The sequence below is a fragment of the uncultured Eubacterium sp. genome, from assembly GCF_934561735.1.
Classification (GTDB): Bacteria; Bacillota; Clostridia; order Oscillospirales; family Acutalibacteraceae; genus Eubacterium_R.
In genome coordinates this window covers 25878-47051 of the sequence record NZ_CAKTGT010000005.1, presented here as the reverse complement: position 1 = coordinate 47051, position 21174 = coordinate 25878, and the positions used below count along the sequence as shown (strand labels likewise).

Below are 21174 nucleotides of genomic sequence, written 5' to 3'. Positions count from 1 at the left end.
ATGAAAATCGGAGTTCTTGCTTTACAGGGAGCATTTGAAGAACATATCAAGAAACTTGAAGAACTCGGCGTGGAAGCGTATGAAATTCGTCAGCTTAGGGATTTGGACGAAAAACCCGACGGCTTGATTATTCCCGGCGGAGAAAGTACCGTTATGAGTAAGCTTCTCGATGACCTCGGTATGCGTGAAAAAATACTTGATTATGCAAAAGGCGGTATGCCTGTTTTCGGCACCTGTGCCGGTCTTATCCTTATGTCAAAGGAAACAGGCGACCCTCGTTGCAACGGTTTGAAGCTGGTTGATTGTACTGCAAAACGCAATGCCTATGGCAGACAACTCGGAAGTTTTGATACTGTGGGAGAGTTTAAAGGTTTGGATAAAATTCCTATGGTATTTATCCGTGCACCGTATATCAGCTGTGCCGAGGATGGTGTGGACATTCTTGCCGAGGTTGACGGTAAAACGGTTGCCGCAAGACAGGGCAATTTTCTTGTAACGGCTTTTCATCCCGAACTAACCGATGACCTTTCGGTTCACAGGTATTTTGTTGATATGGTTAAAACTAAATAGGCATAATAAAACCTGACTTAATTCTCAAGTCAGGTTCAGACTGTCGATAAAGCCACTGAACCACGCCAAAATTATATTAACACACCTTAAGTAGGGGGTGCGGGTCTCCTGTGGAGACCTCTGCATTTTAATGCAGAAGCACCGACCGAACCGGCAGGTGAGACCGGCTTGCCTATCCCGGAATAATATTAATTTAATAATACTATTTAAAGAAAAGTGCCGCAAACATCGAGTTTGCGGCACTTTTGGCGTTTTTCGTTTTTTGCTCAGTCGAGGTACCATCGTACATCTTTCTTCGCAAGAAAACGAAATTCAGAACCTTTCTCAACAGCCTATAGCGTGTCGAATTTGATTGTTAAATTAATCGTTGTTTTCTGCTGCAGCGTGGTTGATTGCTTCTTGTTCCGCAATTCTTTCAGCACGCTTGTCTGCAAGTTCAACAATCATCTGTTGCTGAACTTTGCCGTGGATTGGATAAAGGATGAAGCATATGCCGTAAAGTCCTCTTGCAAGAGCAGGGAGGATACAGAATACTGCCCAAATACCGTTAAGCATCTTAGGGTCTGTTTGCGGAATAGCATTACCTACCGAGTCGGTAAGAGGTATATAGTTAATCCATGTAAGTACCATACCCGAGAGCCAGCCCGTAACAGAAGTTGCAAGCTTACCGAAGTAACCCTGAACAGTTGTAACGAGTGCTTCGTTTCTGAGGCCGTGTTTCCATTCCATATAGTCAAGAGCCTCTGCTGTAACGATTTGACCCGATACATTAAGAATCTTGTTTGGAAGACCGCAAATTGTAAGACCGAAGATAACCCAAATAAGGTTGAATATCTTGTGGTCGGCAAATGTTTGTCCAAACGGATGATAGCCGATAAAGAATACTGTCATATAAGCAACAAATCCAAACAAACCGGCAATGATTGATGTTGCACGGGCACCCCATTTCTTTACCATCTTTGCTGCAAGCGGAACCATTATGTAGTTGGGAATACCTGTAAAAAGGCCGCAAATTGTTTGGTTCATAAGAGAACCCGTGTTGTTAAGCCAAAAGTATGATTCTGATGAACCGCCGACTGCTTTAAATGAGTTAAAGAAGTTTGCAAGGATAACCGCAATGAGCGGTCTGTTTGTAATGATATTTTTGAGGGATTCAAGGATGGATGTTTCTTTCATTTCCTCACGGCTCATAAGAGGAACACGCTCTCTCATATTGAAACAACCGAAAACTGCAAATCCTGCCGAAAGAATAAGCATAAATCTTGCAAATCCGCTGTAAACACTTTGCATTGAGATGTTGCTGCTGATTTTAGGGAGCAATGTTACAAGTACGGGTACAAGTGACGGAATCCATGTTCCGAAAAGTTCAAAGAACTTTGTGATTGTAATGAGGTTGTCACGCTCGTCGGTGTTAGGAGTGATGTTGTATATCATAAGACCCCATGCACCGAAGTAACTCATACCGAGTCCGTAAATTACAATGGCAATTGCCGCCCATGCGACTTTGCCTTTGTTATTTATATCGGGAGCGGAGAACATCATATATCCGCCGATTACCCACAAAGGAAGCGGAAGTATGAAAAACGGCTTTATTCGTCCCCAACGGGTTCTTGTTCTGTCAATGATAAGACCCGAGATTGTGTCGTCAAGTGCATCATAGATGGATGCAAAAAGGTTGATGTTTGCGTATGCCGTTGTATTAAGCTTTAAAAATTGAATCATAAAGAATTCTTTAAATGCGTCTACAAACTGGCTTAAGTTTTTCTGCCCGAAGTTTACAAGCACATACGCAGCGATTTCTTTAGGTGTAAGATATCGCTTTTTTGTGTAGGCAAGCTTGTCGAGTTCTTCTTGGCTCATTGTGATTTCATCAATGGATACTGATTCTGCCAATGTATTCCCTCATTTCTTTTAAACATTATATACAATCTTAACATATATGTACATCAAATTCAATACTTTTTTACTTGATTTAGATTTTACAAATTTTTAAACAAATGTTACCCGATATTTGTTGACATTCGCTATAAAAAATTATATTATATATAAGAATATTAAATAAAATCAGAGGTGCAAATATGGCAAGTTCATGTCCTAATTGCGGTAAAAAACTGCATTGGTACGATGTAAAAGCCGAGTGTTCGAACTGCGGCGTAAGTATTCCTAATTTTAATTGGGAGGAAAGGCTTGAAGCCGATAATGAATTGGCAGAGCGTAAGTTCGCTTCATTTTACCGCGGACTCAACAGAATAGCATATTCAATCTGGGGTACAAAACTCAGAATTGCAAGAATTGTTTTGTCGGTTTTGCCGGCAATAGGGTTTATTTTGCCGTGGGCAACAATTAAAAGCGATGCCGACAGCGTGGGTCTTGACCTTTTTGGTATGACCTGTAACAGATCTCTCATAGATTTGTTTAAAGATTTCTTCGGAAATATGAGCTTGTATACAACCAATATGAGTTATGAGAGCTTTTCCGGTACGCTTAGCTTTACAATGTATTCGGCACTTTTAATGGTTTTGTCGTTGCTTTTTGCCGTTATTGCGTTTTTCCTTATATTTATACTCGCCAAGCACTTCAAAACAAAGGCACTTACGGTTTTTGAATGCTTGAGTGTTTTGTCTGCAATAGGCAGTGCCGTTTGCTTTACATTAGGTATAAAAGCCGCTCCGAGTGAACTCGGAATAAACTTCGGCAGTTTTCCCGTATACAATGCAACAGGCGGCGTAGCTTGGGGATTTTATGCAGCACTTGCACTTCTTCTTGTTGCTGTAGGTATCAATGCGGCGGTTTCAAAGGCTCCGTCAAAAACAGATGACGAGCTCGAAAGTGAAAGACTTGCACGCAAGGCTGCAAAGGAACAAAAGGAATACGAAGAGGCTCTTAAAAAAGAAGTTGAAAGAGAAGAAGCCGAAAAGAAAGAAAAAGAAGAACAAGCCAAACTTGTAGCGGAGGCAAAAGCAAAGCTTGCCGCAAGAGAAGCAAAAAAGAAAAAATAAGTTTGTTCAAGAGGTAATAAAAATGGCTAATAAAAATAATAAGCAAAAAAAATTAATTCCCGGTTCTAAGGTATCGGTTACAAGCGTAGCTGTTGTTTCGGTTATTCTTGCCGTGTTACTTGCAATTTCATCGTTTGGATTTGTTGTTTTCAGTGCAAAGCCTTATGATGCAAAGGACGGACAGGTTAATGTTTACAAGCTTCAGTCAAGACTTTATACGGAAGCAGTAGTAAAAGCTCTCCCTAAAAAAATCACAGGCAACGATAACGGTACAAAAATTGATTTTTACATTGAAGTTAATGATGATTACAATGCCGACACAGATTCACCGGTAGAACAGTATCGTGTTTATTATTATACAAAAGACGGCGAAAAGATGGTTGCCGCTGATGGTATATACGTCGGAAATGCTAATACCATGTATCCGCTTGTAGGTTTCTTTATACAAGGTATGAATAATTTGAAAGTACTTAAGGGCGTGTTCCTTACATGTATTATTGTGGTTTGTGCCGCAATTATTGCACTTCTTATTTGGCTTATTATACTTTTGACAAGAATAAAGCAAGACAGAAAGTACAGTGCAAGCTATCAGGAACAAAAATTGATTAAGGAATCCGAGAAAAAAGCCAAAAAACAAGAATAATAATTGACTTATAGGCTTGCCTTTTACGGCAAGCCTTATGATAAGGAGTATTTATGGAATACAATATGCTGTTTTCACCTATGAAAATAGGCAAGACGGAAATTAAAAACAGAGTTGTAATGGCACCTATGTGTATGGGCTTCGGTCAGTTTGACGGCAAGGTTACAGATATTATGGCAGATCACTATGTTGAGCGTGCCAAAGGAGGTGTCGGTCTTATTATTACCGAGATTACCCGCATCAATGATGTTACGGGTGCTTCATCTTTCGGTCAAATGGCACTTACTCATGATTCACAAATTGCACCGCTCAAGAATATGGTTGACCGTATTCATTCCTACGGTGCAAAAATTTTTGTTGAGCTTCACCATCCGGGCAGACAAAATCTCGGACTTATGATGGGCACAGTTCCGCTTTCTGTTGCTTGCGATAAAATTATGGGCAAGGCATATGCCAAACTTCTTACCGGTGCAATTATTCCCCCGGGAAAGAAACTTCAGGATAAGGACATTGTTCCTCGCACTGTTGCTCCATCAAAATGCGAAAAGTCAAAAATGGCTGACAGTGTAAACAGAGGCCTTACAAAAACAGGTATCAAAAAACTTGTTCGCCAATTTGTTCAAGGTGCTGTAAGAGCACAAAAGGCAGGCTGTGACGGTGTTGAACTTCACGCAGCTCACGGTTATCTTATTCAGCAATTTTTGTCGCCTAACACCAATCACAGAAATGATGAATACGGCGGTTCGCTTGAAAACAGAATGAGATTTCTCAACGAAATTATTGACGGAATAAGACTTGCATGCGGCAAAGATTTTCCTCTTGTTGTTCGTCTTTCGGTTGATGAGATGTATGCAAAAATCGGTCAACCGGGCAAAGGCTACGATTTGCAGGAAGGACTTAAAATTGCCAAGGCACTTAATGATAAAGGTATTGACGCTATTGATGTTTCATCTGCAGCTTATGATACATTCAATTATTGGCTTGAACCGACAACATTCCCGCTCGGCTGGAGAAAGTATCTTGCCGAAGAGGTTAAAAAGGTTGTCGACATTCCTGTTATCGCAGCAAACCTTATCCGTTCTCCCGAACAGGCAGAACAGCAATTAGAGGATGGCATTCAGGATTTCATTTCTCTTGGCAGACCGCTTCTTGCAGACCCTCATTGGGTTAATAAGGTTAAAGAGGGCAAGGAAGATACAATTAAGCGTTGCGTATGCTGTCTGTACTGCTTTGAAAGTATGGAAAACAACGCATATGAATATACACACGGCAGATGTTCGGTTAATCCGTTTATCGGCAGAGATTCTCTTGAACTTGAAAAGAACGGCAATGGTAGGAAGGTTGCTGTTGTCGGCTCCGGTGTGGCAGGTCTTACCGCTGCAGAACTTCTTTCAAGACGAGGCTTTGATGTTACCGTGTACGAAAAAGAAAGTGCTGTCGGCGGTCAAATAAATCTTGCCGATAAGCCGCCTCATAAGGAAAAACTCCATTGGTGCGTTGATGATTTGTACACCAATGCAAAGAACAATGGCGTAAAATTTGAGTTTAATACAACTGTTACAAAAGAATTGCTTGATGATGCTTCACCTGATTTTGTTATCAATGCAACAGGTGCAAATGCAGTCTTTCCAAAGGCTTTTGCAGGCGATAATGTCAGCACTGTTACGGAAATTCTTAACGGCTCAATTAAACTTGAAAATAAAAAGGTTGCCGTTATCGGTTCGGGTATGACCGGACTTGAAACTTCGGAGCTTTTATGCGAGATGGGTAATAAAGTTACCATTCTTGAAATGGCAGATACCATTGCACCGGGTGCATATTTTCAACAGCTTGATGACGCTTTGCCAAAACTCAAAGAGGCAGGCACAGTATTTATGCCGTCAACAAAATTGCTTGAAATTACAGCAGACGGCTTGACAGCAGAGAGCACAAAGAACGGTGACAAGATTAAACTTGATGTTGATTTTGTTGTTCTTTCAATGGGTTGCCGTCCTGACAATGCACTTTATGAGCAAATTAAGGACAGCACAAAATATAATGTTATTAATATCGGCGACAGCGTAAAGGTCGGCAGAATCGCAAATGCTACCGAATCAGCCTTTCAAGCCGTTATGTCGATAAAATAATAAAGGGGTAAGTAATGAAAAACAAGTATATTTGGGAAGACCCAAAAACCGTTTATATCAACAAGGAAAAAGGGCACGCGATTGCTATGCCTTTTGACAGTGTTGATGACGCACTTTCGGGTGAACAGTCAAAATACAAACAGAGCCTTAACGGCAAGTGGAAGTTCTTTTGGCAAAGAGGACTTGACAATCAGCCTGACGGATTTGAAAAGTCAAGCTATGATGTGTCAAACTGGGATGAAATTTCCGTGCCGTCCGTATGGCAATGTGAGGGCTACAGCGTGCCATATTATTACGCAAGCACTTTCCCGAGAGCATTCAGTCGTTCAAAGAGCCGTATTCCGTCCATTGACCACACTATGCAGGAAATCGGCTTTTATCGCAGAAACTTTACAATAAGCAAAGACTGGAACGGCAGAGATGTATTTCTTCATTTCGGTGCGTGCAAGGCTGCTCTTGAGGTTTGGGTAAACGGTGAGTATGTCGGTTATTCCACAGGTTCAATGACACCTCACGAGTTTGAAATTACAAAATATCTTAAGAACGGCGAAAATACCGTAGCGGCAAAGGTTTACCGTTATGCTGCTTCGACTTATCTTGAAGATCAGGATATGTGGTGGCTTTGCGGTATTTACCGTGAAGTTTATCTTTTTGCCGAGCCAAAGGTAAGACTTTTTGATTTTTATGTAAAAACCGACCTTGATGAAGAATACAAAAACGCAACTTTGTCTCTTGATTTTTATATCAATAACAGAGTTGACAGGGATTCTTCCGTTACTGTTAAATCTTATCTTATCAGCGATACCGATAAAATAATCGAACTAGATGATGTAAGTGCAAAGATTGCCGCAAATAACGATGTTGTTTTGAGTATTAAAAATGACATTAAAAATCCTAAAAAATGGTCGGCTGAAACACCTAATCTTTATCGTCTTGTTATGCAAATTCTCGACGACAAGGGTAACATTATAACCGTTAAGACCTATGAAATCGGTTTTAAAAAGGTTGAGATAGTTGGCGAAAAGATTTTGTTTAACGGTATGCCTTTGATGCTCAGAGGCGTTAACCGTCACGACTTTGATATGGATAACGGCTGGAATGTACCTAAAGAAAGATACATTCAGGACCTTGATTTGATGAAGATGGCAAATGTAAACGCTATTCGTACATCTCATTATCCTGATGACCCGTATTTCTATGAACTTTGCAACAGATACGGTTTTTATGTTATGGACGAATGCGATTTGGAATCTCACGGTGTTCGCCGTAAGGGCGTTCCGGGTTCAAATCCGCTTTGGACAGATTTGGCTGTTGATAAAATGGAGCGTATGGTTCTCCGTGACAGAAACAATCCGTGTATCTTTATGTGGTCACTCGGTAATGAGGCGGGCGACGGCGACAACTTTATGAAGATGAAGCAAGCCGCTCTTGCACTTGATGATACCCGTCAGTTCCACTATGAGGGCGATTTTGACCTTACAAAGAGTGATGTAATTTCTCGTATGTATCCTGATGAGGCTACTATGAAAAAACTCGGCAACAGAGAGCCTATTACAATTTCACTTTATGATAATATTGCAAATCAGCTTGCGGCAGACTCAAAGCCGATTCCGGCTGAAAAATACACAAAGCCTGTTCTTCTTTGCGAATATGCTCACAGTATGGAAAACTCTATGGGTAACTTCCAAGAATATATGGACGACTTTGAAAAGTATGACAATATGTGCGGCGGCTTCATTTGGGACTGGGTTGACCAAACCCTCCATGTTGTTGACGAAAACGGCAGGGATAACTATCTCTACGGCACAGATTTTGAAAAGGACGAGCCACGCCATTGGTACAGCGGTATCAATACAACGGCTATGACAGGCTCAAATACATATTTCTGTGCAAACGGTGTTATTTCTGCACTTCGTGAGCCGCATCCTCAGTATTTTGAGGTTGCTCATGTATATCAGCCTATTGTTACAACCGCTTTTGATTTGACAAAGGGCAGATTCAATGTTCGCTCAAGATTTTTGTTTACCGATGTTTCGGCATATAAGTGCAAGTGGAAAATAGAATGTGAGGGCGAGGAAATTCAATCGGGCGAAATGGATAAGTTCTCGGTTGCTCCTCTTCAGGAAAACTTTATCGACATTCCGTACAATTATTCTGCTCTTCCGCAGGATAAGGAATGCGTACTCACAATCTCTTTCCATTCAAAGAAAAAGACTTTGGGCATCAAATCAAATGCTGAGATTGCGTTTGACCAGTTTGTGCTCAACACTCCTAAAAAGCCTGTTATCGCAAAGACAGGAAATACTCCGTCTGCAGCTAAGAAAGGCAATAATGTTATTGTAACAGGCGAAAACTTTGCCGTAACGGTTGATAACGGTGCCGTTACATCCTATGTTGTTGACGGTGAGGAACTCCTTAAAGCTCCTATGGCACCTAACTATTTCAGAGCACTTACCGACAACGATATTGACTTCCTTAATTTTACACCGCCGTTTATGTTTGCTCATCCGTATTACAAGTGGAAGCATGCAACAAAAGCCGTTAAGGCACTCAAAACCTCTGTTGAGGAAAAGGACGGAGCGGTTAAGGTAAAGGTTGCTCTTGATGTTCCGTTTATGAAAAATGCGTTTGTATCATACACAGTTTATTCAAACGGCAAGCTTGCCGTATATCACAGTGCAGTGCCTAAAGCACCGCTTCTTCGCTTTGGCTTCCAATGGAATGTTGACAAGTCTTTGACTCAAATTTCTTGGTACGGCAGAGGTGAAGCACCGTCTTATCCTGACAGAAAGACGGGTTATAAAATCGGCAAGTATTCTTTGCCTATTGACAAGTTTGAATACACATATATGCGTCCGCAGGAATCATCAACCCGTGCAGATGTAAGATACTTTACATTAACCGATAAAAAGGGCAGCGGTATCAAGGTAACTGCATATTACGACAAGCCGGTATTGTTCTGTGCACTTCCTTACACACCGTTTATGCTTGATAAGTATGATCATGTAACGGATGTTGACAGAACTCACGATATTACCGTAAATGTTGATTCGTCACAGTACGGTATCGGCGGCGATATGCCGGGTCAGGCTTTCGTTCGTGATAAGTATCAGGTTAAGGCAGGAGAAAAGCAAGTGCTTTCGTTTCTTGTTGAACCATGTAAAAAATAAATAATCGTTTATGAAAAGAGTATTCACCTGTATAGGCTTTTCTATGGCAATCACATTGTTTGTGCTTTGCTTTGTAAAAAATGAATACGCAATTTGGTTAACTTTAGGGCCGGCGGTGCTTCTTGCCGCAAGCCTTATCGTGCCAAAAATCAGGCAGGCTGTTGTTATACCGCTATCTTTGTCATCGGCGGTGGCAGCTTGCCTTTTATTTGTTGCGGTTACAAATATCGTTGTTCAGCCGGTAAAATCTCTTGAAAATACTTCTGCATTGTGCTCGTTTTATGTTACCGATTGCGGTAAAACCGTTGGTGAATATAAAGAATATACCGCAAAAATTATTCAAGCAGATGATGAAAAAGTGAATGTTAAGGCGTCGCTTTATCTTGATAAAGATGTAAATCTTCGTTCTTATACCGTGATGAAAGGCAATCTTAATTTTAATTCGGTCGGCAAGGACGCTTTGTCAAGCTACGGCAAGTATGCAGATGGTATCTATATATCTGCAGATTGCGTGCTTACCGGTTACATCGGAAAAGCTGTTCATTCTCCTTTTAGATATGTTGTTGCACTAAGGCACAGTATAAGGAACAAGCTTTCTTATCTTATGTCGGGCAGAGAAGGCGGCTTGTCCGTTGCACTTGTAACAGGGGATAAATCATTTCTTTCCGGCGATGTCAAAAACACTTTTATGTATTCCGGCACATCGCATATTATGGCGGTTTCGGGTTTGCATTTAAGCGTGGTAACAGGTGCACTGTTTTTCATTTTGAAAAAGCTTAGAGTTAAAGAAAAAACTTCAAGTGCGGTTTGTATTGTTGCCGTTCTTGTTTATATGGCACTTGCCGCCTTTTCAGGCTCGGTTACAAGAGCGGGAATAATGATGATTGTTCTGCTGTCGGCAAGGCTGTTTTCAATGAGGGGCGATTCGCTTAATTCTCTCGGTGCGGCAGTAACCGTTATGTGCCTTGCAAATCCGTATGCCGTGTCGGATGTCGGTACGGATTTAAGCGTAATATCTGTTTTGGCACTTATAACCGTTTATCCTTTTGCGTCAAAAAATATGAGAACCGATTATTTCGACCCTCTCAAAAAGTCTGCAAAAGAAAAAGCCTTTGACAGATTTTATTCTTCATTCGGTATGTTTTATATATCTCTTTGTGTGTTTGCGTTTACCGTGCCGATAATTTATATATTCTTCGGCTATGCAAGTATCATCGGTCCACTTTCAAATTTAGCGGCAGTTCCGATGGGCAGCTTATGTGTTATTATGTCATTTGTCACTTATTTTGTGTCACTTCTCGGTATAAATCCTCTTACAACAGTTGCCGTTATTTTGTCAACAAAATGCGATGCATTGCTTATTAAAATTTGTGAATTCTTCAGAGCATTTAATAATTCCGTGCTCGGTTTTGATTATTTGATAGGGCTTTGCATTGCCGCTGTATTGCTGTTCTTTGCCGTTGCGTTTTTTATGGGCAACGATAAAATTTTAAAAAACACCTGTATTTTGTCGCTCGTGTTTACGGTTTTGTTTGTCGGCACTTTGTCGGTATATAATTTTAATTGTATGTCGCTTCGTGTGTTTCAAAACGGTGCTGTTGTTTGTACATATAAAAACAAAACGATAGTTTACGGAGTTAATTCAAATTGGGACGAAAGCTCTGTTAAGAATTATTTGCAGAATAATTCAATGCCTGTTGATTTCCTTGTTACTCAGCGTTCGTTTGATAAACCCTCACTACTCAGCAATGATGTGAGCGTAAACACTTTTGTTTGCGATGAGTTTGATGATGTTGTTCTTGTTGGTGCAAGATATAATAATTTAGAAGTTCAAAATACTTACAATGCAGTACTTGATGAAAACTTTTCTTTTTGTTATAATCAAGGGGATATAATTATTCGATTTAACGATATTACCGTAGGTTCAACGAATAATTGCGATATTAAAATTTCATCGTCAAAGATTATTGACCCTGACGGTACTGTTGAACTCGGCAAATCGGACACAATCGTTTACAAAATAAAAAGCAAAAATTCTTTTAAGGTAAGGAGGCTTAATCAATGGCAAAAGTAGGAGAAGCAGAGCTTAAAAATCAAATAAAAAGCGGTGACTTTTCCAATGTCTATATGATTTACGGCGAAGAGGATTACCTAAAAGAATATTATGTCAATAAGCTTAAAGATAAACTTGTTGAACCGGCATTTGCCGATTTTAATTTTCATCAGTACGACGGTAAAAAAACTCCCGTGTCGGAGATTTTAAACGATGCCGATATGATGCCTATGATGGCTCAGTATTCGCTTTTGCTTGTTGTTGATTATCCTTTTGACAAAAGCAAGGACGATGTTGAAAAGGTTAAAACATACTTAAAGGACATTAATCCAAGTTCGGTGGTTGTGTTCCTCTTTAATCAAATTGATGTGAATGCAAAGTTTAAAACGCTTGAAAATGCGATAGCCAAGGCAGGTACGGTTGTAAATCTTGAAAAGAGAACAGAGAGCGAGCTTGCAAAGCTGATTATATCCTCGGCAAAAAAGAGAAAATGTACTATTGATACGGCAAATGCAAAATATATGATTTCGCTTGTCGGCAACGATATTAAAACCATATTCAACGAACTTGAAAAAATGTGTTCGTTTGTCGGTGAAGGTGAGATTACACGCAAAATCATTGATGATTTGGCTGTTAAATGCCTTCAGGCAAGAGTGTTTGATTTGTCAAAGTTTATCCTTGCGGGCAACAGCGACGGTGCTTACGAGGTGCTTCGTGTTCTTTTTGCACAAAAGGAAGAACCTATCGCAATATTGTCCGTTATTTCGTCTTGTTATATAGATATGTATAGGGTGAAATGTGCTCTCGCATCGGGTGAGGGTGAAAACTCACTTACAAATTATTTTAATTATAAGGGCAGGGAATGGCTTATTCGCAACGCCGTTCGTGACAGTAAAAAGCTGAGCCTTGAAAATTTACGCTCGGCTATTGATGTCCTTTCAAAAACAGATGAACTGTTAAAGTCGACTTCTATTGATAAAAATCTGCTTTTGGAAGAAACGGTTATGAAACTTTTGATGTTGAGGAACGGCTGATGGAAAATAAAATTAAGCTCTCCGAAGCTGTTATAGTCGAGGGGAAGTACGATAAAATTAAACTTTCGAATATCCTTGACGCTTTTATTATAGAAACAAACGGCTTTGCCGTTTTCAAGGATAAAACCAAACTGTCATTTATAAAAAAACTTGCAAAAGAACGGGGAATTATTATTCTCACCGATTCCGACCACGCAGGTTTTATGATAAGAAATTACATATCCTCGGGTGTGCCCAAGGAACAAATAAAAAATGTGTATATTCCCGATATTTTCGGCAAGGAAAAAAGAAAAAACGCCCCGTCAAAAGAGGGCAAATTAGGCGTTGAGGGAATGACGAAAGAGGTCATTGTCGAAGCTCTTTCAAAGGCAGGAATTACATCGTCAAAATCCGTGTGCTCCGACCCCGTCACAACCGTTGATTTTTACGATTTGGGCTTGACCGGGGGAGCAGGCTCAAAGGCAAAACGCAAGGCTTTGTGCAAGGCTCTCGATTTGCCCGAATTCCTCTCAACTTCTTCTCTTATTTCGTGTATAAACAATTTTATGACAAAGGAAGAATTTTACTCAATTTGTCAAAATTTAGGTGATTAAATGAAAAAATATCTATCATTGCTTCTTTGTTTTGCAATGCTTTTTGCATTTTCTGCCTGTGCAAAAAATGCAAACAAAAGCACAGCAAAAACAGAGAAAAATACAGCTTCAACCACGCAAAACGCAACATCTTCAACAACTTCGGCTGAAGAAAATCCCGACGGATTAATTCCGGGTGTCAATACAAATGAGGTTACTTCCGACACGCTGATTTGTTATTTCTCCTGCACGGGTAATACCGCTCAAATAGCGTCATATATCAAGCTCGCAACCGGTGGTGATTTGTTTGAAATTATACCTAAAAGCCCTTATACCAAAGAGGATTTGGACTATAATTCTTCAAATTCGAGAACCGAAAATGAGTATAAAAACGAAAAATCCAGACCTGAGATTTCATCAAAAGTTTCTTCGTGGTCAAGCTACAAAACGGTTTATATCGGCTATCCGATATGGTACGGCGAAGCACCGAGAATTATTTATACTTTTTTGGACACTTATGATTGCTCCGGCAAAACCGTAATTCCGTTTTGCACTTCTTCAAGTTCGTCGATAGAAGGCAGTATACCGGCAATCAAAAAACTTTCTCCAAAAGCAAAATGGCAAAACGGTATCCGCTTTGACCCTGCTTCAACCGAGGAGGATATTGCAAAAAAATTAAAGTGACGCATATTGACTTTATTAAATAATAAGAATATAATAACATACCAAAAAGGTAGATATTAAAAATCAAGAAAGTTTACAAGTTCGGCATTGCACAGTCGATATGTACGGATCGGAGAAAATATGCTCAATCAGTTTTCAAGAACAGAATTATTATTCGGCAGGGAAGCTATGGATAAACTTCAAAATTCAAGAGTTGCCGTGTTTGGAATAGGCGGTGTCGGCGGTTATGTTTGCGAGGCACTCGTCAGAAGCGGCGTTTATCATTTTGATTTGATTGACGATGACCAAGTTTGCCTTACAAATTTGAACCGTCAAATAATTGCCACACGCAAAACGGTCGGTCAATACAAAGTGGATGTTATGCGTGAAAGAATATTAGAGATAAATCCCGATGCCGATGTATCGGTTCACAAGTGCTTTTTTCTGCCCGAAAATGCGGATGACTTCCCGTTTGAAGAATATGATTATGTAGTTGATGCCGTTGATACCGTAACGGCAAAAATCGAATTGGTTATGAAAGCACAGGAAAAGGGTGTGCCGATTATTTCTTCAATGGGAGCAGGTAATAAGCTCGACCCAAGTGCTTTTAAGGTTGCCGATATTTACAAAACGAGAGTTGACCCTCTTGCAAGAGTAATGCGTCGGGAAATGAAAAAGCGTGGCGTAAAAAAGCTAAAGGTTGTTTATTCCGAGGAAGACCCAAAGCGACCTATTGAAGATATGGCTGTCAGCTGTCGTAATCATTGCATTTGTCCGCCGGGTGCACAGCACAAATGCACCGAGCGCAGAGATATTCCGGGCAGTACGGCTTTTGTTCCGAGCGTTGCCGGTCTTATTATCGCAGGCGAAGTAATAAAAGATTTGACAAAGTAAAATATTAAAGGACCGTAAATATTACATTTACAGTCCTTTTTATGTTATTTAACTATTTCAACCCTTGCTCTTTGTTCTTCTCCGCAGGGTTTTATTTTTTTGTATCCCAAGTTGTAAATATCGGTAAATTTACATTCCAAATCAAACAGCTCTTTTATCTCTTTTGAATCTATATTTCCGTATTTTGTGATTATCGGCAGAGTAGCAGTTTTTTTCATTTTTGAGAGCAGTTCTCTGCCTCTGTCGTTAAAAGCCAAAATATGCAGGTATTTCGGTTCTTTAGGCATATCTTTTGTTATTCCGAGGTATGAACGCAGGATAATTCGTCTTATTCGAGAATGTGTGTAACGCTTTGTTTTGATGTTGTCGTATAATTCTTCAAGCGTGAGCGAATTCGCAACCGCACTTACAATCCTGTTTTCAAGACCCTCGCTTACATCATCAATTTGCAAAAAATCCTCTGCCGTCATTGTGCGGAGTTTGTATAAAATTGCCTTTTCGCAGTTCTTCATTGATGAAATTTCATCGGTGCTCAAATGTTTTCTTATCTCGCTTGCAGAAAATTCGCTGTCGTCTGTGTCGTGACCTTTGCCTATTCTCTTTATTGCTGTTGCTTCAAGTTTTGTATATGTCAAATATTCAATTGCAAGGATGTTGTTTGGTGTGTCAAGCAAAGGCGAATTAACGGCATTTTTGCGTGCAGTCGGATAGGAAACTCCCTTTTTCAGTTCCTCTTTAATCAAATCGTCTTTGTCCTGTATCTCTTTTGCAACCGTCTTTAATTCATCAACATTGTCGCATTCCGCACCGAAAGCAAGGCAGTCACAAATTCCCGTTGCCTCCAAAATTTCAACGGCGGATTTTGCATATCCCTGTGCGGATTGAACCGTGCACAATGCAGGAATTTCAATTACAAGGTCAGCACCGTTTTCAACGGCAGTTCTTGCACGGGTGTATTTGTCATATACAGCAAATTCTCCTCGCTGAACAAAGTTGCCGCTGAGAGCGCATATAACGGCAGAACCGTCCTCTTTGCATTTATCAAAAAGATATTTATGCCCTTTATGTAGGGGATTAAGCTCGCAAACAATACCGAAATTCATTTTTTTATACCTTTTCTCTTGACATTCTTAATTTATAATATTATTATTATTTATATACTATATTATATTATTATAAATAAAATTTCAAGTCCGGAGGAAACATAATGAAAATTCTTGTAATTAACTGTGGCAGTTCTTCTCTCAAGTATCAGCTTATTGATATGAAGGACGAGTCTGTTCTCTGTAAGGGCGCCGTTGAGCGTATCGGCTTAAAACTTACAGGCGGAGAAGAAAATGTTATCATAAAAGTAAACGGAGAAAAATATACTTACGATAAAGAATTGCTTACTCATACAGACGCGTTTAACGAAGTTAAGTACATCTTGTGCGAGGGTGAGCATAAAGTTGTTGACAGCTTTGATGAAATCGATGCTATCGGTCACAGAATCGTACAGGGCGGCGACAGATATACACAATCTGTTATCGTTACACCAAAGGTTTGCGATGAGGTAGAAGAACTTGCTCCTCTCGCACCGCTTCACACTCACGCTAACATTGCGGGCTACAAGGCTTGCCTTAATGTTGTAGGTCCCGATGTACCTCAGGTATTCGTATTCGACACAGCATTCCATTCAACAATGCCGCCAAAGGCATATATGTATGCTTTGCCATATGAGTATTATGAAAAGTACAGCGTTCGCCGTTACGGCTTCCACGGTACATCTCACAAGTTTGTATCTCACAGAGCGGCAGACAAAATCGGCAAGAACATCAAGGACCTTAAGATTATCACTTGTCACCTCGGCAACGGCTCATCAATCGCAGCTGTTGACCACGGTAAGGTTGTAGACACATCAATGGGCTTTACACCTCTTGACGGCTTTATGATGGGTACTCGTTCGGGCGGTGTTGACCCGTCTGCGGTTACATTCATTATGAAGAACGAAAACCTTACTCCGGACGAGATGGATGCAATCCTCAATAAGCAATCAGGTGTTCAGGCTATTTCCGGTATCTCATCGGATGACCGTGACATCTGCAAGGCTCAGGAAGAGGGCGATGAAAGAGCTATCCTCGCTCACGAAATGCAGGCTTACGAAATTGCAAAGTTCATCGGCTCATATGTTGCCGCAATGAACGGTGTTGATGCTATCGTATTCACAGGCGGTATCGGTGAAAACGGCGTATGGCTTCGTTCAAAGGTTTGCTCATATCTTGGTTACCTCGGTGTGCACATTAATGAGGCTGTTAACTCAAAGACTCAAAAGGGCGCAGAGGCTGAACTTACCGAGCCGACAGACGATGTAAGAGTATTCATCCTTGCAACCGATGAAGAACTTATGATTGCAAGAGATACAGAAGAACTTGTTAAATCACTGTAAATTATTATTTATCGCATAAGTATTACGAAAGGAGAATAGCAAATGCCAGAAATTAAGTACGAAATCACAGAACACCTCGGTGTAATTTCCGAAACCTCTCGTGGTTGGACAAGAGAAGTTAATATGATTTCTTGGAACGGCAGAGAACCAAAGGTTGATGTAAGAGACTGGTCACCGGACCACTCAAAGATGAGCAAAGGTCTTACCTTCACAAAGGAAGAACTTCTTGAACTCACAAAGATTGCTGAAAAAATGTAATGTCAATAGGCGGAACTTTTGTTCCGCCTTGATGTTGTTTTAGCACAGATTAAATAAATTATAATTTGGCAACTTTTGTTGCCCGATTTGGAGAATATAACTATGGAATGGACATCATTAAATGATATAAGAGAAAAGTATTTGTCATTTTTTGAAAGCAAGGGACACCTTCGTTTGCCGAGCTTTTCATTAGTGCCAAATAACGATAAGAGCCTTCTTCTCATTAACTCGGGTATGGCTCCTATGAAAAAGTATTTTACCGGTGAGGTTACCCCTCCGAGAAGCAGAGTTACAACCTGCCAAAAATGTATCAGAACTCCTGATATTGAGCAGGTAGGCAAAACTGCCCGTCACGGCACATTCTTTGAAATGCTTGGCAACTTCTCATTCGGCGATTACTTCAAAAAAGAAGCAACTGCTTGGGCTTGGGAATTTTGTACCGAAGTACTCGAAATGCCTGTTGATAAGCTTTATGTAACAATTTATGAAAATGATGATGAAGCGTTTGAAATTTGGACAAAGCAAAACGGCGTAGACCCGTCACACATTGTTCGTCTTGGCAAAGAGGATAACTTCTGGGAACACGGTTCAGGTCCTTGCGGCCCTTGTTCCGAGATTTATTTTGACCGTGGTGAAAAGTACGGTTGCGGCTCTCCTGATTGCGGTCCGGGCTGTGAGTGCGACAGATTTACCGAATTTTGGAACAATGTATTCAGCCAGTTCAATAATGACGGCAACGGCAATTATACCGAACTTGCACAGAAAAATATTGATACGGGTATGGGCCTTGAAAGACTTGCTTGCATTATGCAGGGCGTTGACAATATCTTTGAGGTTGACACCGTTCAAAATACAATGAAGAAGATTTCGGAGATTGCAGGCGTTAAGTATCACGATGACGCAAAAAATGATGTTTCGCTTCGTGTAATTACCGACCATGTTCGTTCATCAACATTTATGATCGGTGACGGTGTAATCCCGTCAAATAACGGCAGAGGCTATGTTCTTCGCCGCCTTATCCGTCGAGCTTGCCGTCACGGCAGACTTTTGGGTGTTAACGAGCCGTTCCTCTATAAGGTTTGCGAAACCGTTCTTGAAGATAATAAGGTTGCTTACCCTGAACTTCAGGACAAGGCTGAACTTATCAAAAAGGTAATTTTGTCAGAGGAAGAATCTTTCGGCAAAACAATCGATGCAGGTCTTGCAAGACTTGATGAATATATCGAAAACACCGAGGGCACTGTGTTCTCAGGTGAGGATGCGTTCAAACTCAACGATACTTTCGGCTTCCCGCTTGACCTTACAAAGGATGTCCTTGAGGAGCGTGGTATGACCGTTGACGAGGAGAAGTTCAACGAGCTTCTTGCAAATCAAAAGGCTACTGCCCGTGCCGCTCGTAAGGATGCAGGTGCAGACGCTTGGAAGAACACAAGCGTAAAGATTGACGCTGAAAAAACTGTTTTCACAGGCTATACCGATTTCACCGCCGAAGCAAAGGTTCTTGCTCTTGTAAATTCAGACGGTGAGCTTGTTGATATGCTCGGTGCAGGCGAAAAAGGTTCTGTTGTTCTTGACAAAACTCCGTTTTATGCAACATCGGGCGGTCAGGTTGCCGATACAGGTGTTATCACTGCTGACGGCGTTGAGTTTGATGTTGAAGATACTTCAAAGAACGCAGACGGCATTTATATCCACAGCGGTACGGTTAAAGAGGGCGTTGTTTCAGTCGGCAACACTGTAAATGCTCAAATTGACGCAGACAGAAGAAAGTCTGTTATGCGTAATCATACAGCGGCTCACTTACTTCAAGCCGCACTTCGTGAAGTTCTCGGCACTCATGTTGAACAGGCTGGTCAGCTTGTAAATGACAAAGAGGTTCGTTTCGACTTCACTCACTTTAATCCTCTCACAACAGAAGAACTCAGTAGGGTTGAAGCTATTGTAAACAAAGAAATTCTTGCTTGTGCTCCTGTTTCTATGCAGGAAATGCCTATTGAAGAAGCAAAGAAGATGGGTGCTATGATGCTCTTCGGCGAAAAGTACGGCGACATCGTTCGTGTTGTAAAAGCCGGTGATGCTTCAACAGAATTCTGCGGCGGTACTCATGTTGCTTCAACAGGCGAACTCGGTCTTTTCAAGATTGTGTCCGAAGCATCTGTTGCCGCAGGTGTTCGCAGAATTGTTGCTCTCACAGGTACAGGCGTTCTCAATTATCTCAACGAGTGTGAGGACACCGTTAAGTTTGCTTCTGCAACATTCAAGTCTGCCGACAACGAAGTTAAGGATAGAATTACCGCTATCGTTGCCGAAAATAAGGCAAAGGATAAGGAAATCCAAAATCTTAACGCAGAAATGACAAAGCTTAAGAGTGCCGATATGTTCTCATCGGCTGTTGATGTTGACGGGCTTGAACTTTACACCGCAAAGGTAGAGGGCACAACTCCCGATGCACTTCGTTCTATGGGCGATGATGTCAAGACAAAGGGCGACAATGTTGTTGCCGTTCTTGCAGGCGTAAACGGTGATAAGGCTAACTTTGTTGCAGTTTGCGGCAAGGGTGCTATTGCCAAGGGCGTAAAAGCAGGCGACCTCGTTAAAGAAGTTGCAAAGATTGCAAACGGCGGCGGTGGCGGCCGTCCTGATTCTGCAATGGCAGGTGCAAAGGATATTACAAAGATTGACGAAGCACTTTCAAAGGCAGAAGAAATTGTAAAGTCATTAATAAAGTAAACATTATCCCAATAAGCCTCCCTTGTGTAAAGGGAGGTGGCGGAACATTGTTCCGACGGAGGAATTGTTTAGGTTTTATTTAAAATTAATTATTTTCGGAGGCAAAATATGTGTGTTTTTTGCGAGATAATCAACGGCAATATACCGTCAACAAAGGTGTATGAGGATGATATGATGGTTGCATTCAAGGATCTCAATCCTGTTGCACCTGTTCATTTTCTCTGTGTTCCAAAGGAGCATATCGAAAGTGCAAATGCACTCAATGAGGAAAATGCAAAATATGTCAGCCATATATTTGCAAAAATTCCCGAGATTGCAAAGTCGCAAGGAATTGAGTCATACAGAATTATTAATAACTGCGGTTCGGATGCCGGTCAAACCGTTATGCACTTGCATTTTCATGTCATCGGCGGAACAGAGTTAGGGGAGAAGTTAATATGAAAGACACTTATACATTAAAAATCGGCGGAATTGAAAGAGAACTTCAAAAGTTCCCTGTGTCGGATAAAATGGACATTGCCGCATTTATTCTTTTCGGTGATGTTGAGCTTACAGAAGTTTGTGCAAGAGAACTTCTCAAAAAAGTTCCGGACTTTGATTACATAGTAACTCCTGAGGCAAAGTCAATCCCTCTTGCATACGAAATGAGCCGTATGAGCGGTAAAAAATACATTGTTGTTCGTAAGGGCGTAAAGGTTTATATGGACCGCCCTGAAAAGGTTGTTGATGTTTCTCTCACCACTCAAAAAGAACAGGCTCTTTACCTCGGTCACGAGGACGGCGATTTGCTCGACGGCAAGCGTGTTCTCATTGTTGACGATGTTGTTTCAACAGGCGGAAGCTTAAAGGCTGTTAAGGAACTTCTCGCAAAGTTCAATGCAAATGTTGTTGCTTCCTGCTTCCCGCTTGCAGAGGGCGATGCGGCAGACAGAGATGACATCATTTATCTTGAAAAACTGCCTCTTTTCTTCAAATAATTAATACTGATAATAAACATAAAAACGCTGTAAAGTTGTGCATTCTTTACAGCGTTTTAA

The 21174-nt window shown here is 40.9% G+C and carries 17 protein-coding genes; 15 read left to right on the top strand and 2 right to left on the bottom strand.

Annotated features, from left to right (window positions below):
• A complete protein-coding gene (gene pdxT, locus Q0E08_RS05575; RefSeq protein WP_294777822.1) occupies nt 1-570 on the top strand; it encodes a pyridoxal 5'-phosphate synthase glutaminase subunit PdxT in 570 nt (189 codons plus the stop codon).
• A 360-nt stretch (nt 571-930) separates the two neighbouring features.
• On the opposite strand, the gene Q0E08_RS05570 is transcribed toward pdxT, so the two are convergent.
• A complete protein-coding gene (locus Q0E08_RS05570) occupies nt 931-2463 on the bottom strand; it encodes an MFS transporter (RefSeq protein WP_294777820.1) in 1533 nt (510 codons plus the stop codon).
• A 185-nt stretch (nt 2464-2648) separates the two neighbouring features.
• Between Q0E08_RS05570 and Q0E08_RS05565 the strand changes: the two genes are divergently transcribed.
• From Q0E08_RS05565 to Q0E08_RS05525, 9 genes are all read left to right on the top strand, one after another.
• Entirely contained in the window at nt 2649-3569 is a 921-nt protein-coding gene (locus Q0E08_RS05565; RefSeq protein WP_294777818.1) for a hypothetical protein, read from the top strand.
• Nucleotides 3570-3591: 22 nt separating this feature from the next.
• Nucleotides 3592-4212, top strand: coding sequence for a hypothetical protein (locus Q0E08_RS05560; protein ID WP_294777816.1), 621 nt, complete (start codon nt 3592-3594; stop codon nt 4210-4212).
• 53 nt (nt 4213-4265) lie between these two features.
• On the top strand, nt 4266-6338 hold the full coding sequence (locus Q0E08_RS05555; protein WP_294777814.1) for an NAD(P)/FAD-dependent oxidoreductase: 2073 nt from the start codon (nt 4266-4268) through the stop codon (nt 6336-6338).
• A 14-nt stretch (nt 6339-6352) separates the two neighbouring features.
• A complete protein-coding gene (locus Q0E08_RS05550; protein ID WP_294777812.1) occupies nt 6353-9508 on the top strand; it encodes a glycoside hydrolase family 2 TIM barrel-domain containing protein in 3156 nt (1051 codons plus the stop codon).
• A gap of 10 nt (nt 9509-9518) precedes the next feature.
• Nucleotides 9519-11582, top strand: a complete 2064-nt coding sequence (locus tag Q0E08_RS05545) for a ComEC/Rec2 family competence protein (RefSeq protein WP_294777811.1) — start codon at nt 9519-9521, stop codon at nt 11580-11582.
• The gene (gene holA, locus Q0E08_RS05540; RefSeq protein WP_294777809.1) at nt 11570-12595 is read left to right on the top strand and encodes a DNA polymerase III subunit delta; all 1026 of its coding nucleotides are present in this window, start codon (nt 11570-11572) and stop codon (nt 12593-12595) included. The genes Q0E08_RS05545 and holA overlap by 13 nt, the downstream gene beginning before the upstream one ends.
• Nucleotides 12595-13188 carry a toprim domain-containing protein gene (locus Q0E08_RS05535; RefSeq protein WP_294777807.1) on the top strand — a complete coding sequence of 198 codons (594 nt, stop codon included), beginning with the start codon at nt 12595-12597 and terminating at the stop codon, nt 13186-13188. Before holA ends, Q0E08_RS05535 begins: the two co-directional genes overlap by 1 nt.
• Nucleotides 13189-13851: a flavodoxin gene (locus tag Q0E08_RS05530; protein ID WP_294777805.1), complete on the top strand. Its 663-nt coding sequence runs from the start codon at nt 13189-13191 to the stop codon at nt 13849-13851.
• 120 nt (nt 13852-13971) lie between these two features.
• Nucleotides 13972-14724, top strand: coding sequence for a tRNA threonylcarbamoyladenosine dehydratase (locus tag Q0E08_RS05525; RefSeq protein WP_294777803.1), 753 nt, complete (start codon nt 13972-13974; stop codon nt 14722-14724).
• A gap of 44 nt (nt 14725-14768) precedes the next feature.
• On the opposite strand, the gene Q0E08_RS05520 is transcribed toward Q0E08_RS05525, so the two are convergent.
• Complete coding sequence (locus tag Q0E08_RS05520; RefSeq protein WP_294777800.1) at nt 14769-15827, bottom strand: nucleotidyltransferase family protein; 1059 nt, start codon at nt 15825-15827, stop codon at nt 14769-14771.
• Between the two features lie 104 nt (nt 15828-15931).
• On the opposite strand from Q0E08_RS05520, the gene Q0E08_RS05515 reads away from it, so the two are divergent.
• The 5 genes from Q0E08_RS05515 to Q0E08_RS05495 all read left to right on the top strand — a co-directional run bounded on the left by Q0E08_RS05515 (nt 15932) and on the right by Q0E08_RS05495 (nt 21114).
• Nucleotides 15932-17149: an acetate/propionate family kinase gene (locus tag Q0E08_RS05515; RefSeq protein WP_294777798.1), complete on the top strand. Its 1218-nt coding sequence runs from the start codon at nt 15932-15934 to the stop codon at nt 17147-17149.
• A 42-nt stretch (nt 17150-17191) separates the two neighbouring features.
• A complete protein-coding gene (locus Q0E08_RS05510; protein WP_078768037.1) occupies nt 17192-17407 on the top strand; it encodes a YdbC family protein in 216 nt (71 codons plus the stop codon).
• 102 nt (nt 17408-17509) lie between these two features.
• Entirely contained in the window at nt 17510-20137 is a 2628-nt protein-coding gene (gene alaS / locus Q0E08_RS05505) for an alanine--tRNA ligase (RefSeq protein WP_294777795.1), read from the top strand.
• Nucleotides 20138-20245: 108 nt separating this feature from the next.
• Nucleotides 20246-20578 carry a histidine triad nucleotide-binding protein gene (locus Q0E08_RS05500; protein ID WP_078768039.1) on the top strand — a complete coding sequence of 111 codons (333 nt, stop codon included), beginning with the start codon at nt 20246-20248 and terminating at the stop codon, nt 20576-20578.
• On the top strand, nt 20575-21114 hold the full coding sequence (locus Q0E08_RS05495; protein ID WP_078768040.1) for a phosphoribosyltransferase family protein: 540 nt from the start codon (nt 20575-20577) through the stop codon (nt 21112-21114). The genes Q0E08_RS05500 and Q0E08_RS05495 overlap by 4 nt, the downstream gene beginning before the upstream one ends.
• Nucleotides 21115-21174: the final 60 nt, after the last annotated feature.

Bases quoted from the DNA above. Each gene is read 5' to 3' on its own strand.
- pdxT (WP_294777822.1), top strand. From the start codon at position 1: ATGAAAATCGGAGTTCTTGCTTTACAGGGAGCATTTGAAGAACATATC.
- Q0E08_RS05565 (WP_294777818.1), top strand. From the start codon at position 2,649: ATGGCAAGTTCATGTCCTAATTGCGGTAAAAAACTGCATTGGTACGAT.
- Q0E08_RS05560 (WP_294777816.1), top strand. From the start codon at position 3,592: ATGGCTAATAAAAATAATAAGCAAAAAAAATTAATTCCCGGTTCTAAG.
- Q0E08_RS05555 (WP_294777814.1), top strand. From the start codon at position 4,266: ATGGAATACAATATGCTGTTTTCACCTATGAAAATAGGCAAGACGGAA.
- Q0E08_RS05550 (WP_294777812.1), top strand. From the start codon at position 6,353: ATGAAAAACAAGTATATTTGGGAAGACCCAAAAACCGTTTATATCAAC.
- Q0E08_RS05545 (WP_294777811.1), top strand. From the start codon at position 9,519: ATGAAAAGAGTATTCACCTGTATAGGCTTTTCTATGGCAATCACATTG.
- holA (WP_294777809.1), top strand. From the start codon at position 11,570: ATGGCAAAAGTAGGAGAAGCAGAGCTTAAAAATCAAATAAAAAGCGGT.
- Q0E08_RS05535 (WP_294777807.1), top strand. From the start codon at position 12,595: ATGGAAAATAAAATTAAGCTCTCCGAAGCTGTTATAGTCGAGGGGAAG.
- Q0E08_RS05530 (WP_294777805.1), top strand. From the start codon at position 13,189: ATGAAAAAATATCTATCATTGCTTCTTTGTTTTGCAATGCTTTTTGCA.
- Q0E08_RS05525 (WP_294777803.1), top strand. From the start codon at position 13,972: ATGCTCAATCAGTTTTCAAGAACAGAATTATTATTCGGCAGGGAAGCT.
- Q0E08_RS05520 (WP_294777800.1), bottom strand. From the start codon at position 15,827: ATGAATTTCGGTATTGTTTGCGAGCTTAATCCCCTACATAAAGGGCAT.
- Q0E08_RS05515 (WP_294777798.1), top strand. From the start codon at position 15,932: ATGAAAATTCTTGTAATTAACTGTGGCAGTTCTTCTCTCAAGTATCAG.
- Q0E08_RS05510 (WP_078768037.1), top strand. From the start codon at position 17,192: ATGCCAGAAATTAAGTACGAAATCACAGAACACCTCGGTGTAATTTCC.
- alaS (WP_294777795.1), top strand. From the start codon at position 17,510: ATGGAATGGACATCATTAAATGATATAAGAGAAAAGTATTTGTCATTT.
- Q0E08_RS05500 (WP_078768039.1), top strand. From the start codon at position 20,246: ATGTGTGTTTTTTGCGAGATAATCAACGGCAATATACCGTCAACAAAG.
- Q0E08_RS05495 (WP_078768040.1), top strand. From the start codon at position 20,575: ATGAAAGACACTTATACATTAAAAATCGGCGGAATTGAAAGAGAACTT.